This window comes from Terriglobales bacterium (assembly GCA_035624475.1).
Taxonomy (GTDB): Bacteria; Acidobacteriota; Terriglobia; order Terriglobales; family Acidobacteriaceae; genus DASPRL01.
Map to the genome: position 1 here is coordinate 1 of DASPRL010000204.1, position 15,149 is coordinate 15,149.

The following is a 15,149-nucleotide window of genomic DNA, read 5'->3' on the forward strand; positions in this document are numbered from 1 at the left end:
ATCCACGTGGGATAGGCCCAGCGGGCCACGCGCCGGTGGCGCTCAAACCTCCCGCGCAGCGCCAGCACCAGCGCCGTCGCTACCAGCGGCACGATGGCCGCCGCCAGCACCGTATGCGTCCCCAGGATGGCGAAGTACACCGGCCGCCACCAGCCCACTCCCCGAAAGTGCACCGTCCCCACCTGCCAGTGGTAATAGAGATAGGAGACCAGGAAGAGGCTGGAGCAGACCACCGCCGCGATCATCGAGCGCTTGTGCGCCGCGATCCGCTTCTGCTGGATGAAATGCCGCCCGCAGGCGATCAGCACCGCGCTGGTCCCGTTCAGGATGGCGTTCAGGGCAGGGAAGAAGGCGTAGGCGGCGGGGTCGGCCACGGAAGGAAGCCCTCAGGCCGCGGGCTTGGTGGTCCGCCGGTTGGCCATGGCGAAGGCCAGCGCGAACACGGCCGCGCACGACACTCCCAGCACCAGCAGCGAGTGCGCCAGCGGGAACTCCGCCGGCACGTTGGGGAAGAGCGCGGCGCGCAGGCCCTCTACCCCGTAGGTCAGGGGATTGATGCGCATCAGCCACCCGATCCACCCCGAAGCCCCGCTCACCGGGAAGAGCGCCCCCGAGAGCAGCCACAGCGGGATCAGGAAGAGATTCACCACCGCGTGGAAGCCCTGGGTGGATTCCATGGGCCACGCCAGCGCGAAGCCCAGCGCGGTCAGCGCGAAGGCCACCAGGAAGACCACCAGCACCACCTGCGCGATCTGCACCGCGCCCAGGCGCGCGCCCACCAGCGGCGCGAAGACCAGGAAGATCAGCCCCTGGATGGCCGCCAGCGTGGTCCCGCCCATCACCTTGCCCAGCACCACCGCCGAGCGGTGGATGGGCGCCACCAGCACCGAGAGCAGGAAGCCCTCCTTGCGGTCCTCGATCACGCTCATCATGGCGAAGATGGAGGTGAAGAGCACGATCATGATGAGCGCGCCGGGATAAAAATATTCCAGGTAGCGCTGTCCGCCCTCGGCGCCGGCTGCACGAAACGACTTCCCGAAGCCCGCCCCGATCACCAGCCAGAACACCAGCGGCGACAGGATCACTCCCGCCACCCGGCTGCGCTGCCGGTAGAAGCGCACCACTTCGCGCCACCACAGCGACACCGCCGGCAGCAGCAGCCCCGCTCCCGGGACCGCCACCGGCACGCTCGTGCTCTGCGTCGCCATTTCGCGTTACGCCTTGGCCGGCGGCGCCCCGCCGTTCTTCTTGCGCTTCAGGAAAGCCAGCCAGCCGCGGTCGCGCGCCTCCCAGTAAGAGTTCAGCGCGAACACTCCGGAGATGGTCAGCAGGATCAGCGACATGAACAGTCCGTCCACGGTCTTCAGCATCCCGCCCATGGCCATGCCCACGATCCCGGCCAGGGGCAGCACCGCCAGCAGGATTGAGATCAGCAGCAGCATGGTAGGCCGCAATCGTCCTCCTCTAGGATTTCTCCCGCGCCGCCTCCGCTTCCTCGTTCCAGAAGCGGTGGCCGGTGCGGTCGATGAACACGTCTTCCAGCGTCGGCTTGCTCACCGAGAGCGCCTGGATCTCCCCCGGAAACGCCTCCACCACGTCGGTGACGAAGCGGTGTCCGCCCTCGCGCTCCAGCCGCACTTTGCCGTCGAGCACCGTGGGCTCGCCGCCGAAGCGGGCGCGAATGCGCTGCGCCAGCGACTCCGGGTTCGCCGTCTCCAGCAGGATCACGTCCCCGCCGATCTTCGCCTTCAGCTCCGCCGGCGTCCCCAGCGCCACCAGCTTGCCGTGACTCAGGATGGCCAGCCGGTCGCAGTGCTCGGCCTCTTCCATCAGGTGGGTGGTGATGATCACGCTCACGCCCTCTTCGTCGCGCAGCGTCTTCAGGTAGAGCCACAGGTCGCGCCGCGCCCCCGGATCCAGCCCGGTGGTGGGCTCGTCCAGCAAAAGCACGGACGGACGATGCAGCAGCCCCTTGGCCAGTTCCAGCCGCCGTTGCATGCCGCCGGAGAAAGTCTCGGCGCGCTCGCGGGCGCGCTCCGTCAGCCCCACCCGCGCCAGCATCTCACGGATGCGCTGCGTGAGCGTGCTCCCGTGCAGCCCGTACAGGTGTCCCTGGTGGCGCAGGTTCTCCGCCGCGGTCAGCTTCACGTCGATGCTCCGCGCCTGGAAGACCACCCCGATCTGCCGCCGCACCGCGTTGGGCTGGCGCGCCGCGTCAAAGCCGTGGATGGTCGCCCGACCCTCCGAAGCCAGCATCAAGGTCGACAGGATGCGGAAGAGCGTGGTCTTGCCGCTGCCGTTCGGCCCCAGCAGCCCGAAGATCTCCGCCGGCTGCACCTGGAAGGAGACGCCGTCCAGCGCCACCCGCTCGCCATAGCGGTGGCGCACGTCCTCGACCGAGATGACGGCGGTGGACATCCGCCCCGTCTCCGAGGCGGCCGGCGGGACGCTGCGGGCTGGGCTGGCCGGGGTCACTTGAGCCGCAGGCCGTCCAGCATCAGCAGCGCGAACAGCAACGGCAGGTAGAAGACGGTGGCCTGCAGCAGGTGGCGCGCCCGCTGCTTGGAAGCGGGCTCCGCCGGCGTCTGGCCCAGCCGCGCCAGCCGCACTCCGAACCACAGCAGCGCTCCGCTCAGCAGCGCCGCCCCCGCCAGGTAGGGCCATCCCGCCATCCCCATCCACGCCGGCAGCAGGCTCACCGGCAGCAGCAGCAGCGAGTACACCACCACCGCGCGCGCGGTCGAGCGCCCGTCGCGCTCCACCACCGGCAGCATGCGGATGGAGGCGCGCTCGTAGTCCTCGCGGTACAGCCAGGCGATGGAATGGAAGTGCGGAAACTGCCAGAAGAAGACGATGGCGAACAGCGCCACCGCCTCCCACTCCACCCGGCCCCGCAGCGCCACCCAGCCCAGCAGCGGCGGCATGGCTCCGGGGAAGGCTCCCGCGAAGGTGCAGATGGGGTGGACTTTCTTCAGCGGCGTGTACACCGCCAGGTAGAAGATGGAAGTCGCCAGGGTCAGCAGCGCGGTCAGGGCGTTGGTCGCCAGCCAGAGGTAGAGCACGCCGCCCAGCAGCGCGGCCAGCGCCAGCGCGAGGCCGTGCGCCGTGCTCATGCGCTTGGCGGGCAGGGGACGGTGCTGCGTCCTCCGCATCACCGCGTCCGCCTCCTGCTCCATGACCTCGTTCAGCGCTGCCGTGCCGCCGCTGGCCAGCCCGATGCCCAGCAGCGCGTGCACCAGCGTCCAGGAGAGGGAAGAGGCGCCGCTCTTGAGCGCGGCCGCGTAAAAGCCGCACCACGCCGTCATCACGATCAGCGAGGTCACCCGCGCCTTGAACAGTTCGGCATAGTCGCGCACCCGCAGCGCCAGGGCGCCGGACGAAGGCAGAGGCTGGCTCAGCGTGCTCATGCCGTCACCACCTTCTGCGAAGCTGCCCTCGGGACCGGATCGGCTGCCGACACCAGGTGCCGTCGCGCCTGCATGGCCAGCACCACGCTGGTGGCCAGCAGCAGCGCTCCCACCGCCACGTGCGCCACCGTGGTCGCCACCATGCTGAGCAGAGGCTGGGGCGCGTCCTTGCCCCAGTCCACCTTGGTGAGGAAGGAACCGAAGCCCAGGCCGAGCTGCACCAGCAGGATGCCCAGCAGCGCCACCGCCGGGCGCCGCAGCGCCGGGATGCGCCCGTAGTCGGTGAGCACCCGCGTCACCGTCCACAGGATGAGCGCCGAGACCACGCCCGCCCCGATCAGGTGGGGCAGCAGCTTGATGGCGGAGTGGCGGAAGGCCGCTCCCAGGATGAGCTGCAGGTAGACGGCGCCCGCCGTCACCACCGTCAGCGTGGTCAGGCGCGGCCGGCGGGCGTCCATGATCTGCCGCGGCCCCCCCTCCATCCACTCCCGCCCGCTGCCCAGCGCCGCCGCTACCAGCAGGCAGAAGAAGGTCTGCGCCAGGGTGGCATGCGCGGTCGAGATCCAGGGCGGCAGGTAGAAGAGCACGGTGATGCCGCCCAGCACCGCCTGCGCCACCACCGTCGCCATGGCTGCCACCAGCAGCTTGCGCATCCAGGGGCGGCGATCGGCGAAGAAGGTCCAGACCGTCAGGATCAAACAGAGGAGGACCACGAAGCCCGCCACCATGCGGTGGCCGTGCTCGAACTTCACCCCGCCCACCATGGGGGGCATGCGGAAGCTGCCGAAGGAGGTGGGCCAGTCGGGGACGGAGAGGCCGGCGTCATTGGAGGTGACCAGCGCCCCCGCGATCAGCAGCAGGAAGGTGCAGCCCGCCGTGAACACGGTGAAGGCGTGGTAGCCCCGGTGATAAAGTGTCGCCGACGAAGTCAGAGCCCCGCTCCTGCGCTGCCGTTTCCCCTTGCGGTCGTCATTCCGAGCGGGCTTCGGCCCGCTAGGAACCTCCTTCTGGGACCCGCCTCTTCAGTCACATTCCCGAGAAACACGGATGTGAGCCGCGACCGCGGCTCACATCCGCGTGGGACATTCTAGCAAAAGAGCTACTGCCCGCCTGCCTTGAAGCTGAAGTCCACGCCGGTCTTGGCTTCCTTCGGCCCCACCGTCACCTGCGTGGTCTGCTCGCCCAGCCCCTCCTGCACCGCCGCGATGGTGTAGGTCCCCGGGGGCAGGCCCTTGATCTCGAACTTGCCGTCCGGCCCGGTCACCGCGTACAGCGGCGTCTTCACCACGTTGATGTACATCTTCATCCACGGGTGCTGGTTGCACTTCACCGGCAGCATGATCTCCTCGCGCGCGAAGCTGTCGGTGATGGGGGCGCTCTGCGGCGGCTGCGACTTGTTCCACTCCCGGTTGTCCTTGGGGGTGGGATGGATGTTGTGGGTGGTGTTGTCGCTGTTGATGATGTCGATGGGCTGGCCCGCCATCACCCCCAGCACGTGCGGCGTGTACTTGCAGCCCTGCTGGTCCAGCTTGGCATGCTCGGTGGGGGTGGGAAAGCTGTACTTCTCCGCGCCCGTCTTCACGTACACGAAGACGTTGGCCAGCTTGCCGTTGGAGACCACCAGGTTCTGGGTCTCGTTCGTGCCCTTGCACATGGGGTCCTGGCTCATGTCGATCTTCTTGGGCGCGGGCGCGGCGCCGGCGAAGCTCACCGTGCCGCTCACCGTAGCCACGGTGGCGGCGTCCACCGGCATACCCGCGGGCGCCGGCGTGGCCGCCGGTTGCGTCGCCTCCCCGCCCGAGGTCTCTTCCTTCTTGCCGCAGCCGGCCGCCAGCAGCAGCATCAGCCCCAGCAGCGCGAACAGAGTGATCCACTTCTTATTCATGGCTGTTCCCTGTTCCTTTCGTTAGATTTCGGATGCCCCTGACAAACAATCTATGTTACCGCGAACCGCCGCTGCTCGTCGCCGCTCCGGCGGCTGGGGTGCGGCTGCTCTTGGCGGGCCCGCGCGGCATCTGGCTCGACACCCGCCGCTGCTCCTCCGCCGTGAGCTGGAAGATGTAGCGCACCAGCAGCTTGGTCTGGTCCTGCTCGTAGCCCTGGAACGACGGCGGCGTAGGTCCGTTGAAGACCCAGTGCCCGTGGTCCTGGCGGAAGAGCCCCGAGGGCATCGAGGTCCCCGGGCTGATGCTCTGCGGATCGAGGATCCAGCGCTCCGCCCACCCCGGCTTCAGCCGCTCCTTGGCCAGCAGGAAGTTGGGGGCGGTGGCGTGCGCGTCGTGCCCGGCGTCTCCGGTGGCGTGGCACTTCAGGCAAGGCGCCCCCGGGCTGGAGAACAGGCTGCGCGCCATCTCCGTCTCCCGCTGCGACAGCGGCACCTGCGGCTGCGGGATATAGGGCTGCGGCTGCTGCGAGAGCGCCTGGAAGAAGCGCACCAGCTTGCGCAGCTCGTTGGGCGAGAAGTTGAAGGTGGGCATGCGCACCGCCAGGTACGGCCGCACCCCGTTGCGGTTGGTGTCGCCCTCGGTCAGCGAAGGGTTCGACAGGAACTTCAGCAGCCACTCGGGATCGACGCGCGCCCCCTCGGTCAGCAGCTTGGGCGGCAGGTTCTCGTGCGCCCCCTGGTACTGGGGCAGCGTCTCCAGCACCGTCGCCTGCCCGGGCAGGATCTGGTGGCAGGCCATGCAGTTGTACTTGCGGACGATCCACCAGCCTTCCTGGATGTCGCGCCGGGCGTCCCCCGGCTTGTACATGTAGCTGTCGGGCAGGGAAGTGTCCTGGCTGCCCAGCAGGAAGGTCACCAGCGCCCGGATCTGCTCCGGCTGCAGGTGCGGGTTGGGCATGCGCAACTCTTCCAGGTCGCTCTTGATCATGCCCTGGTCGTAGATGCTGGGCTCGGCCAGCTTGTGCTCGAAGAAGCCCTTGTTGTCGTACCAGGGCTTGAGTGCCGGGCCCTCGGGCAGGCGGGCGCGGTCCGCCGGATCGGAGATGGGCTCGCCCCCGATCTCCGCCTGGTGGGTGAGCAGGGCGAAGTCCAGCCGCTCCAGCGGCTTCGACCCTTCCGCCGTCAGTTCCGTCCCGATGCGCCCCTCGTCCTCGAAGCCTGCGATCTCATGGCAGCCGGCGCAGCCGTACTGCCGGATCCACATCTTCCCCTTCTCCTTGAGCTTGGGATCGTCCATGAAGGCGGCGTTGGGGTAGGAGCTGGGCTCCTTGGTCTTCAGGGTCATCAGGTAGCTGGCCACGTCCTGGGCGTCCTGCGGGCTCAGGCGCAGCACCGGCATCACCGTCATCTGCTGCACCTGCAGTTCGTGGCCGTCGTTGGGGCAGGTGCTGTGCTCGGCGTCGAAGACGTAAGGCAACCCGTGCTTGGCGTAGTCTTCCGGCCCGAGGTCCTTCTTCTCATAGGGGCAATAGGGACGGGTGCGCTCGCGCGGGTTATGCACCCAGCGCACCAGGTAGTCGTAGTTGGCCTTCTCGCCCTCCCGCGAGAGATCGGCGGCGAAGGTGCCGCCCACCCCGTTCACCGAGTGGCAGGCCATGCAGCCCCGGCTCTCGAAGAGCGCCTTGCCCTGGGCCGCGTTCCCCATGGGATAGTGGGGGATGGTGTCGGTCAGCGCCGTCTGCCACAGGTAGGCGGTGATGGCCTCGATCTCGTCTTCCTCCAGCCGGAAGTTCGGCATCTTGGTGGTGGCGCGGAAGTCGGTGGGCTGGTGCAGCCACACCGGGATCCAGTTCTTGTTCAGCTTCTCCCGGATCTCCTTGAGATCGGGCCCCACCTTCTTCTGGTCGCGCATCAGGCTGCGGGAGAGCAGTTCGTACTGCTCGATGCGCCCGGCGATCTGGCTGTTGGAGACCTTCAGGTTCTCGGCCTGCTGGTAGAGGCGCTTGGCCTCGTCGTTGGAAGCCGCCTGGTCGCCCTGCTGGGTGAGGCGCACCGCCTGCCGCAGGTTCTCCGCCTGCTGCTCCTCCAGCAGCTTCACCTGCTGGCGGACGTTGACCAGTTCCTCGGGCTCGCGGTCGTAGCCCTCGTAGCGGTGGCAGCCCACGCAGCCGCGCTGCCGGAACAGGTCCTTGCCCTCATTGATGACGTCGGCGGAGTCGCTGGCCAGCACCATGTCGGCGGCGTGGCAGGTCTGGCAGCCCGCCTGCATGTTCTCCTTGGCGAAGAGCGGCCACAGCCAGTGCTCGTAGTGGCCGTGGGCCTTCTCCACGCTGGTGGTGGCCCGCCCGTTGCCGCCGTGGCAGGGGGAACACCCGAACTTTTCCGGGTCGTGGATGGCCAGCAGCGGCTTGTCGGGATGGCCCACGAAGGCGCGCGCATACGCGTCCGCTTTCTGCCCCTTCAGCGTCATGGAGGCCAGGGTGGGCGCCACCGTCTCGCGCGTGCCCAGGTGGCAGCTCTCGCAGCGGTCCACGATGTTGGCTTCGGCCACGTTGATCTGCAGGATCTGCGGCTCCCAGTCCTCGTACTTCCTCTGCACCCCGGCGATCTGCTGGGGCGAGAGCGTGACCAGGCGCTCGCTCACGTAGGCGTCGGCCTGGGCCTGCGCCTCCTTCACCGGCCTCATCACCTCGGCCAGTTGCGTGACCAGCGCCGCCTTCTCCAGGCGGGTGTTGTTGTAGAGGTCGGCCAGCTCGTTATAGCTGTAGCTCTTGGCCTGGGACTCGCCGGGGAGCTGCAGCCGGTACTTCTTCTCCTCCCGGCCCTTCTCCAGCTGGTCGCGCATCTTCTGCTTCTGCTGCGGGCCGGCGTCGCTGGTCTCGACCGCGTAGGTGTCGGCGTCGTTGCGCGCCTTGGCGTCGGTGAAGATGGCCTGCACCGCCGCCAGCTTGGCCTCGTTCTGCTCGCGCTCCCGGTTGATCTGCTCCACCTGGGGTTTGGCCTGGGCCAGCTCCTGCTGGTAGGCAGCCTCCAGTTGCTGGTACTCGGGCGTGGCCTTGACGTCCTTCTCGGTGGCCGCCGACTGTGACTTCACCTGCTTCAGGTAGGCGACGTAGCGCTCCTGGAAGACCTCCTGGTAGCGCTTCCAGGGGCGCTGCCCGTAGACCTCGTCCCAAAACGCCCAGAACAGCGTCGCCAGCAGCAGCACGATGGCGACCAGGTACGGCAGCGCGTACGACTTGCTGGTGATGGGATCGTCTTGCGGCGGCAGTTGCTCAGCCATTCTGTCCTCAATACGCCTCGGCTAACGACCAACGACTAACGACCAACGACCGTCATATGTTGAACCAGGGAGTGACCCACACGTACTTGATGTTGAAGAGCAGCCGCGCCAGCATCTTCAGCGGCAGCGAGATCATCAGCAGCATGAAGATCATCAGCACGTTGTACTGCAGGAAGCTCATGCGCTGGTAGTTCTTCCGGTTGGTGCGCTTGAAGAACAGATGGAAGAGGAAGCCCCCGATCAGGAAGTAGGCCCCCACCACGATGGCCCCGAAGACACCCTTCCCCAGGTTGGAGGTGATGCCGAAGATGTCGGGCAGGTCGCGGTTCACCGCGTACACCAGGCGGTTGTGGTCCCAGGTCTGCCCCGGCCAGAACCACTGCCACCCCGGCCCGCGGATGAAGGTCCCGATGAAGATCATGCTCACCCACAGGAACAGGAAGCCGAAGGCGAAGCTGCCGATGGCGAACTTGCGCTGCCGCCAGGTGTAGTAGCCGTTGCCCATGGGATTGGTGTCGATGTAGGGGATGGCCATCAGACCCACGATGATCAGCGTGGGCATCACCACGCCCGCGATCCAGGGATCGAAGTAGACCAGCATCTCCTGCAGGCCCAGGAAGTACCAGGGCGCCTTGGCCGGGTTCATGGTGAGGTTGGGATTGGCCGGCTCTTCCAGGGGCGCGCTCAGGGTGATGGACCACACCATCAGGATGACGGTCACGAGGATGGCGGCCAGGAACTCCACCCGCAGCAGGAACGGCCACACGTGCACTTCCTTCTGCCAGCCCGGCTTGAAGGGGAAGGTCTTGCGGTGATGGGTCTTGGCCAGGGCCGGGTCTTGTTCGAGCTGCTCGATCAGTTCGTCGTTGGCCTTGGCTTGCTTCCAGGCCAGCGCGATGTAGAAGACCAGCAGCGGGAACAGCGCCACGATGGGCACGTTGTCGGGCGCGGAGCAGATCTCCCAGATTTGTCGCCAGTCCATACTATTTCCTCGGCTCTTTCACTTCCGATTCCAGCATCACAGGAGCGGGGCCGGAGATGCCGCCGTCCTTGCGCACGCGCCAGAAGTGCACGATCATCAGCACCGAAGCCACGATGGGGATCCCGATGCAGTGCCAGATGTAGGCGCGCAGCAGCGCGTTGGCGTCCACGATGGAGCCGCCCAGCAGCCCGAAGCGCACGTCGTTGTAGGGCGTCATGCCCAGTTGCGGCCCGAAGGGGCCCTCGTGCCCCAGCAGGGGTGTGGCGCGCGCCATATTAGTGCCCACCGTCACCGCCCAGAAGCCCAGTTGGTCGTCGGGCAGCAGGTAGCCGGTGAACGACAGCAGCAGCGTGAATACCAGCAGCAGCACCCCGATGTTCCAGTTGAACTCCCGCGGCTTCTTGTACGACCCCGTCAGGAACACCCGGAACATGTGCAGCCATACCGCGATCACCATCAGGTGCGCCGCCCAGCGATGCATGTTCCTTAAGAGTTTCCCGAACGGCACATCATGCTCGAGGTACAGGATGTCCCGGAAAGCCTGGACTTTACTCGGATGATAATAGAACATTAGTAATACCCCGGTGAAGGTGAGCACGAAGAAGAGGTAGAAGGTGATGCCGCCCATGCCCCAGGTATAGCGATAGCGCACGGCGTCGCGGTTGATCTTGGCGGGGTGCAGGTGCAGGAAGACGTTCGACAGCACGCCCAAGGCCCGGTTGCGCGGCGTATCGTCGTGCTTGTGGCGGAAGATGGAGGTGAAGATCTGGGTCTTGGTGGGCTCCTTCAGCCCTTCTTTCTGCTCCTTGAGCTTGTCGAGCATCTCCCCGGGCAGGCTCTTGGCGTCCTGCTTGACCTGATCCAGCAGGCCGGTCGCCTTGCCGCCGTTCTCTTTGTTCTCGTCCGCCATGGTCACCTCTGCGCGTTAGACCGGGAGGTAGGCTCCCGGATCGTTGAAGTGGCTGGGCTGGCCCTTGGGCCACTGGAAGAGCCGGCTGGTGTCGACCACGATCTGCCCGGTGGGATCGAGTTCGACGTGGGCGCGGTCCATGGGCCGCGGCGCCGGTCCTTCGAAGTTGATGCCCTCGCTGTCGTAGCCGGAGCCGTGGCACGGGCACTTGAACTTGTTCTCCGCCGGCTTCCAGTCGGGGGTACAGCCCAGGTGCGTGCACTTGGCGTAGATCACGAAGATGCGGTCGGGGGTGCGGTCCACCCAGATGCGGTATTTCTGCTGGAACTTGGTGTCCACGCCCAGGGCGAAGTCGGAGGCATAGCCGATCTTGAAGACGGTGTTGGGCTCGAACAGGGTGCGGGGCAGGAAGAAGCGGAAGAAGGCCAGGAACCAGGCGGCCAGGAAGGCGGCCACGCCGCTCCACACCAGGCGGCGCCGGCGCTTGTCGATCTCGGTGTTGGACGGCCCCACCGCCGCCACCCCGCCCGCGGCCGCCGCCTTGGAGGTGCCCACGGCGGGCGTGCCCACGTACTTGGTGGCGTCCGTCTGACCGGACCCGGTCGCGACGGGCGGCTTGGCCGCCGGGGGCGCCTTCACTCCTTCATCAGCCATGGACTCCTCGCTTGCTCCTCTCTAATCCGCTGCCACCAGCACCGCGGCGGAAGCCGGGTCGGGCGCGGCGCCCGCCGTCTCTTGCCGCTCCTGCAACGCGCTCTCCACCAATTCGGCCAGGGCCGCGATGAAGGTGGGAGAATCGTTCAGTCCGGGCGCCATCTCGAAGCGCTCGATGCCCAACTCGCGGGCCAGCGCGCGCGCCTCATGATCGATCTCGCCCAGGGTCTCGACGTGGTCGGAGACGAACGAAACCGGCACCACGCACACCTGACGCGCGCCGCCGGCGGCCAGCTCGCGCAGCGTGCCGCGCAGCGAGGGCTGCAGCCACTTGCTGGCCCCCACTTTGCTCTGGTAGCAGAGCCGGTGGGGATTCGCCCAGCCGCCCAGCGCCATCACCCGCGCCATGGTCTCTTCGATCTGCCGGGGATAGGGGTCGCCCTTCTCCACCACCGCCAGCGGCAGGCTGTGGGCGCTGAAGACCAGCTCCACCCGCTCGCGGCCGTCGCCGAAGCGCGCCAGCGTCTCCTCCACGCGCTCCACCAGCGCCTGCAGATAAAAAGGGTGGCGATAGAATCCGTCCACGAGGTGCACGCGCGCGTCCGTCCGGCGGAAGCGCCGCCGCCACTCGTTCAGGCTGCTGCCCGTCGTGGTCGAAGAATATTGGGGATACAGAGGAAGCAGGACCAGTTCCTCGCAGCCCGCGGCTTCCAGTTGCGCGATGGCCTCGGCGGTGAAGGGATGCCAGTAGCGCATGGCCACCACGCAGGCGGCGTCCACGCCCTGGGCGCGCAGCCGCGCCTGCAGCGCGGCGGCCTGCTGCTCGGTGAAGCGGCGGATGGGCGAGCCTCCGCCGATCTCGGAGTAGTGATGCCGGACGTGCTGGGCGCGGGCGCGCGCGATCAGCCGCGCCAGCGGCCTGCGCGCCAGCCGCGCGAAGGGGAAGTCGATGATGTCGGGATCGCAGAAAAGATTGTAGAGAAAAGGCTCGATGGCCTCGAGCGTGTCCGGTCCGCCGAGCTGGAAGAGAACTACGCCGACGCGGCTTGTCTGCTTCATTCCCCTTGAAGACCCCTGACCCCGTGAGTCATTCCCCAATGACTCCAGAACCGATGGAGTTTAATTGCTTTCCCGGAAACCGTCAATCGGTCCATCGGGTGATCGGGTGATCGGGTGATCGGATGATCTGGTGATGGGTGATTGAAGCCCAAACCACACAGGACACGGAGGAAGATCAGGCCAACGGGTAATCGAAAAGCCAACCACAAAGGTCACGAAGGACACACAAAGGTCACAAGGGGCTACGAATGACCCCAGGAACCGGTCACCAAATGACCCGAGACGTTGTGCCCTTCGTGTGCACTTCGTGTCCTTTGTGGTGGGCTTTTCTGCTGTACCATGCGAGGACTATGATGCGGGTGCTGCGCAGCCTCCGCCGCTGCTTCTGGGTGCTGTGGGTGTCGGCCACGGCCATGCTGGAGTTCGCCTGGCGGCGCCGGCGCGGACCGCTGCAGTTGCCGGAGCGCGCGCGCTGGCTCCAGCGCGCTTCGCGCCGCCTGCTGCCCCGCCTGGGCGTCCGCTTTACCACGGAAGGGGAGATTCCCGCCGGCGGCCTCCTCGTCGCCAACCATCTCTCGTATTACGACATCCTGGTCTTCTCGGCAGCCACCGGGTGCAGCTTCGTCTCCAAGGCCGAGGTGCGCTCCTGGTTGCTGTTCGGACCGCTGGCGCGGCTGGCAGGGACGGTCTTCGTCGAGCGGCAGTCGGCGCATCGCTCCGCCCAGGCCGCGGCGGAATTGACCGGCTGCCTGCGCCGCGGACATGCGGTCACCGTCTTTCCCGAGGCCACCACCGGCGACGGCCTGCAGCTATTGCCCTTCCGCTCGACCATGTTCCAGGCGGCGGTGGACGCGGGCGTGCCCGTCACCCCGGCGGCCATCGGCTATGCGCCCCTGGCCGATGGCTCGGTCCGGATGGACATCTGCTTCTGGGGCGACATGAGCCCGGTGCCGCACGCCCTCAAGCTCTTCTCCAAGCGCCGGATCGAGTGCCGGGTTTTGTTCGGCGAGCCCCTAGCCGCCAGCGGCGACCGCAAGCAGCTCTGCCGCGCCGCTCGCGATTGGATCGCCGGCCACTTCGAAGCGATTCCAACCGCGGAGGATACAGAGGACACAGAGGAGTCTTTGGCTTTCGATCACCCGATCACCCGATCGCCCGATCACCCGATGGATAAATGACCCGATGAATCGATGACTCAAACAAGGAGGTTGGGATGGAACGCTATCACCGCCAGGGAATATCGCTGAGCTACGGCATGGGCATGATGCTGGCCATGATCCTGTCGTGGTCGAAGAACGCCAGCATCCTGTACTGCATGGGCCACGGCCTGCTGAGCTGGATCTACGTGATCTACTTCGCGCTCAAGCGCTAGCGGGGCCCTTGCCGGTGGGCAGGACCGCGACCGGCATCTGGCTGAGGCGGGCGTAGGTGCGGGCGCGGCGGCGCAGCGGCCACCAATCGTAGAGATAGATCTCGATGGGCCGCCACATCGCCACCCAGCCGGCGATGGTCAGGCTCTCGCGCGCGATGCTGGCCCAGGTTCCCGACTCGCTGCCCAGCAGCACCCGGCTGAGACCGAGGCAGAGCGCCAGGGCGGAGAGTCCGATCAGCAGGCTGGTGCGGCCCTGCTTGAGCAGCGCCTTGAAGTCCAGCTCGGCCAGTTCGGCGCGGTGGGCGAAGTGGTTGTGCACGGCCTGCCGGATCAGCTCCTGGGGGTCCCGCTCGGGCCACTGCTCCAGGCAGACGCTGAGCTTCAGCGGCGCGTCGGGCGGGAACTCCCGCGCCCAGCTCACGATGAACTCCTCCGCGTCGTCGTCCAGGTCCTTCTCGCGGAAGGGGGAAGGGTCCATGGAGTTGAAGAGCTGGTTCAGGTCGTGCACCTGCAACCGGATGCCGTGCGCGGGCTCCGGGGCCGGGGCGGCCGGGACGGGCGAGGAGGAGCGCGTCTCCATGGGTGCTCCTGAACAGGCGTCCAGTATACGGACAAGCAGGAGTCACAGCTATAATCCGGGCGTATTTGCTCACCCAAGGAGGAGGACCTCATGCTCGGGATGACAGGCTTGAAGAGAAAGGGGCTCGGGGTAGCGGAAGACCGTGGCGCAGCGCGCGAGATCCCTCGGCGCTGAGGCGCTTCAGGATGACGCCCTGGAACGGTAGGCCCTCCCCCGGGCTGGGGGCCGGCCGTGTAGTATCACGGTGACATTCACAAGCTTGACAATGTATGCTATAATGTATAGCGAGTGATCCTCCGTCTCCCCCCGAAAGCCCGGGGCGAGCTGGTGGAGATCCGCTTCCTGCTGGAGGCCGCGGCCCGCGGCCTGGTGGTGGCCAAGCCCTGGGGCGACAACCTGCCCTACGACTTCGTGGTGGGGCATGGCCGCCGATGGTTCCGCGTGCAGGTGAAGTCCAGCGCGGCGCGCCACTGCCGCGGCTATCACGTCTGCTGCTTCCGGCCGGCGGGCCATCGCGCCTACCGCCGGAGCGAGTTGGACTTCCTGGCGGCGTACGTGGTCCCGGAAAGAACCTGGTACCTGGTCCCGACCGCCGCACTGGCGGCGCGGAAGACCATCGTGGTCTTTCCGCGCCGGCCGCCCACCCGCGGCGGCCGCTTCGAGAAGTACAAGGAAGCCTGGGATCTCCTGGCCGGCTGATCGGCCCCGCCATGCGAACGGGTCCCGTGTGCGCCCATCCTGGAGTGCTTTGCGACCTGGTGATTTGGTGATTGGAAGCGCGCCCTGGAGTCCTTCCATCGCCAGGTCGCCAAGTCAGCAAGTCACCCGATGAGGCAGCGTCGTCAGTGGCTAGCTTTCCGCCACTTCGCCCATGACCTTGTCGAGGTAGCACCAGGTCCAAGTCTCGCCGGGCTCGATGGAGCGGATGACGGGGTGCTTCGAGCGGTGGAAGTGCTTGGTGGCATGCTTGTTCTTGGAGGAGTCGCAGCAGCCCACATGGCCGCACTCCATGCACAG

Annotated in this window: 17 protein-coding genes; 3 read left to right on the top strand and 14 right to left on the bottom strand. The window is 67.0% G+C overall.

The window, feature by feature from the left end:
- The 12 genes from VEG08_08370 to hemH all read right to left on the bottom strand — a co-directional run.
- The coding region (locus VEG08_08370) for a DUF420 domain-containing protein (protein ID HXZ27997.1) at positions 1–374 on the bottom strand (374 nt) is incomplete at its 3' end.
- A gap of 12 nt (positions 375–386) precedes the next feature.
- Positions 387–1,208 (bottom strand): ABC transporter permease, encoded by an 822-nt coding sequence (locus VEG08_08375; GenBank protein HXZ27998.1) that lies wholly within the window; start codon positions 1,206–1,208, stop codon positions 387–389.
- Between the two features lie 6 nt (positions 1,209–1,214).
- Entirely contained in the window at positions 1,215–1,454 is a 240-nt protein-coding gene (locus VEG08_08380; GenBank protein HXZ27999.1) for a hypothetical protein, read from the bottom strand.
- 10 nt (positions 1,455–1,464) lie between these two features.
- The gene (locus VEG08_08385) at positions 1,465–2,418 is read right to left on the bottom strand and encodes an ATP-binding cassette domain-containing protein (protein ID HXZ28000.1); all 954 of its coding nucleotides are present in this window, start codon (positions 2,416–2,418) and stop codon (positions 1,465–1,467) included.
- Between the two features lie 53 nt (positions 2,419–2,471).
- On the bottom strand, positions 2,472–3,407 hold the full coding sequence (gene cyoE / locus VEG08_08390; protein ID HXZ28001.1) for a heme o synthase: 936 nt from the start codon (positions 3,405–3,407) through the stop codon (positions 2,472–2,474).
- Entirely contained in the window at positions 3,404–4,291 is an 888-nt protein-coding gene (locus VEG08_08395; protein HXZ28002.1) for a COX15/CtaA family protein, read from the bottom strand. Before VEG08_08395 ends, cyoE begins: the two co-directional genes overlap by 4 nt.
- A 215-nt stretch (positions 4,292–4,506) precedes the next feature.
- Entirely contained in the window at positions 4,507–5,292 is a 786-nt protein-coding gene (locus VEG08_08400; GenBank protein ID HXZ28003.1) for a carboxypeptidase regulatory-like domain-containing protein, read from the bottom strand.
- Positions 5,293–5,347: 55 nt separating this feature from the next.
- Positions 5,348–8,575, bottom strand: a complete 3,228-nt coding sequence (locus VEG08_08405) for a c-type cytochrome (GenBank protein ID HXZ28004.1) — start codon at positions 8,573–8,575, stop codon at positions 5,348–5,350.
- 52 nt (positions 8,576–8,627) lie between these two features.
- Positions 8,628–9,557: a hypothetical protein gene (locus tag VEG08_08410; protein HXZ28005.1), complete on the bottom strand. Its 930-nt coding sequence runs from the start codon at positions 9,555–9,557 to the stop codon at positions 8,628–8,630.
- Position 9,558: 1 nt separating this feature from the next.
- The gene (locus VEG08_08415; protein HXZ28006.1) at positions 9,559–10,467 is read right to left on the bottom strand and encodes a cytochrome b N-terminal domain-containing protein; all 909 of its coding nucleotides are present in this window, start codon (positions 10,465–10,467) and stop codon (positions 9,559–9,561) included.
- A 15-nt stretch (positions 10,468–10,482) separates the two neighbouring features.
- Positions 10,483–11,121, bottom strand: coding sequence for a Rieske 2Fe-2S domain-containing protein (locus tag VEG08_08420; GenBank protein HXZ28007.1), 639 nt, complete (start codon positions 11,119–11,121; stop codon positions 10,483–10,485).
- A gap of 21 nt (positions 11,122–11,142) precedes the next feature.
- On the bottom strand, positions 11,143–12,180 hold the full coding sequence (gene hemH / locus VEG08_08425; protein ID HXZ28008.1) for a ferrochelatase: 1,038 nt from the start codon (positions 12,178–12,180) through the stop codon (positions 11,143–11,145).
- A 359-nt stretch (positions 12,181–12,539) separates the two neighbouring features.
- On the opposite strand from hemH, the gene VEG08_08430 reads away from it, so the two are divergent.
- A complete protein-coding gene (locus VEG08_08430; protein ID HXZ28009.1) occupies positions 12,540–13,358 on the top strand; it encodes a lysophospholipid acyltransferase family protein in 819 nt (272 codons plus the stop codon).
- Positions 13,359–13,393: 35 nt separating this feature from the next.
- A complete protein-coding gene (locus VEG08_08435) occupies positions 13,394–13,552 on the top strand; it encodes a hypothetical protein (protein HXZ28010.1) in 159 nt (52 codons plus the stop codon).
- Here VEG08_08435 and VEG08_08440 read toward each other — a convergent pair.
- The gene (locus tag VEG08_08440) at positions 13,542–14,132 is read right to left on the bottom strand and encodes a hypothetical protein (GenBank protein HXZ28011.1); all 591 of its coding nucleotides are present in this window, start codon (positions 14,130–14,132) and stop codon (positions 13,542–13,544) included. The genes VEG08_08435 and VEG08_08440 overlap by 11 nt on opposite strands.
- 288 nt (positions 14,133–14,420) lie before the next feature.
- Here VEG08_08440 and VEG08_08445 point away from each other — a divergent pair, with 288 nt between their 5' ends.
- A complete protein-coding gene (locus tag VEG08_08445) occupies positions 14,421–14,831 on the top strand; it encodes a group I intron-associated PD-(D/E)XK endonuclease (protein ID HXZ28012.1) in 411 nt (136 codons plus the stop codon).
- 150 nt (positions 14,832–14,981) lie between these two features.
- Here VEG08_08445 and VEG08_08450 read toward each other — a convergent pair whose 3' ends face one another.
- Positions 14,982–15,143, bottom strand: coding sequence for a UBP-type zinc finger domain-containing protein (locus tag VEG08_08450; GenBank protein HXZ28013.1), 162 nt, complete (start codon positions 15,141–15,143; stop codon positions 14,982–14,984).
- Positions 15,144–15,149 lie beyond the last annotated feature (6 nt).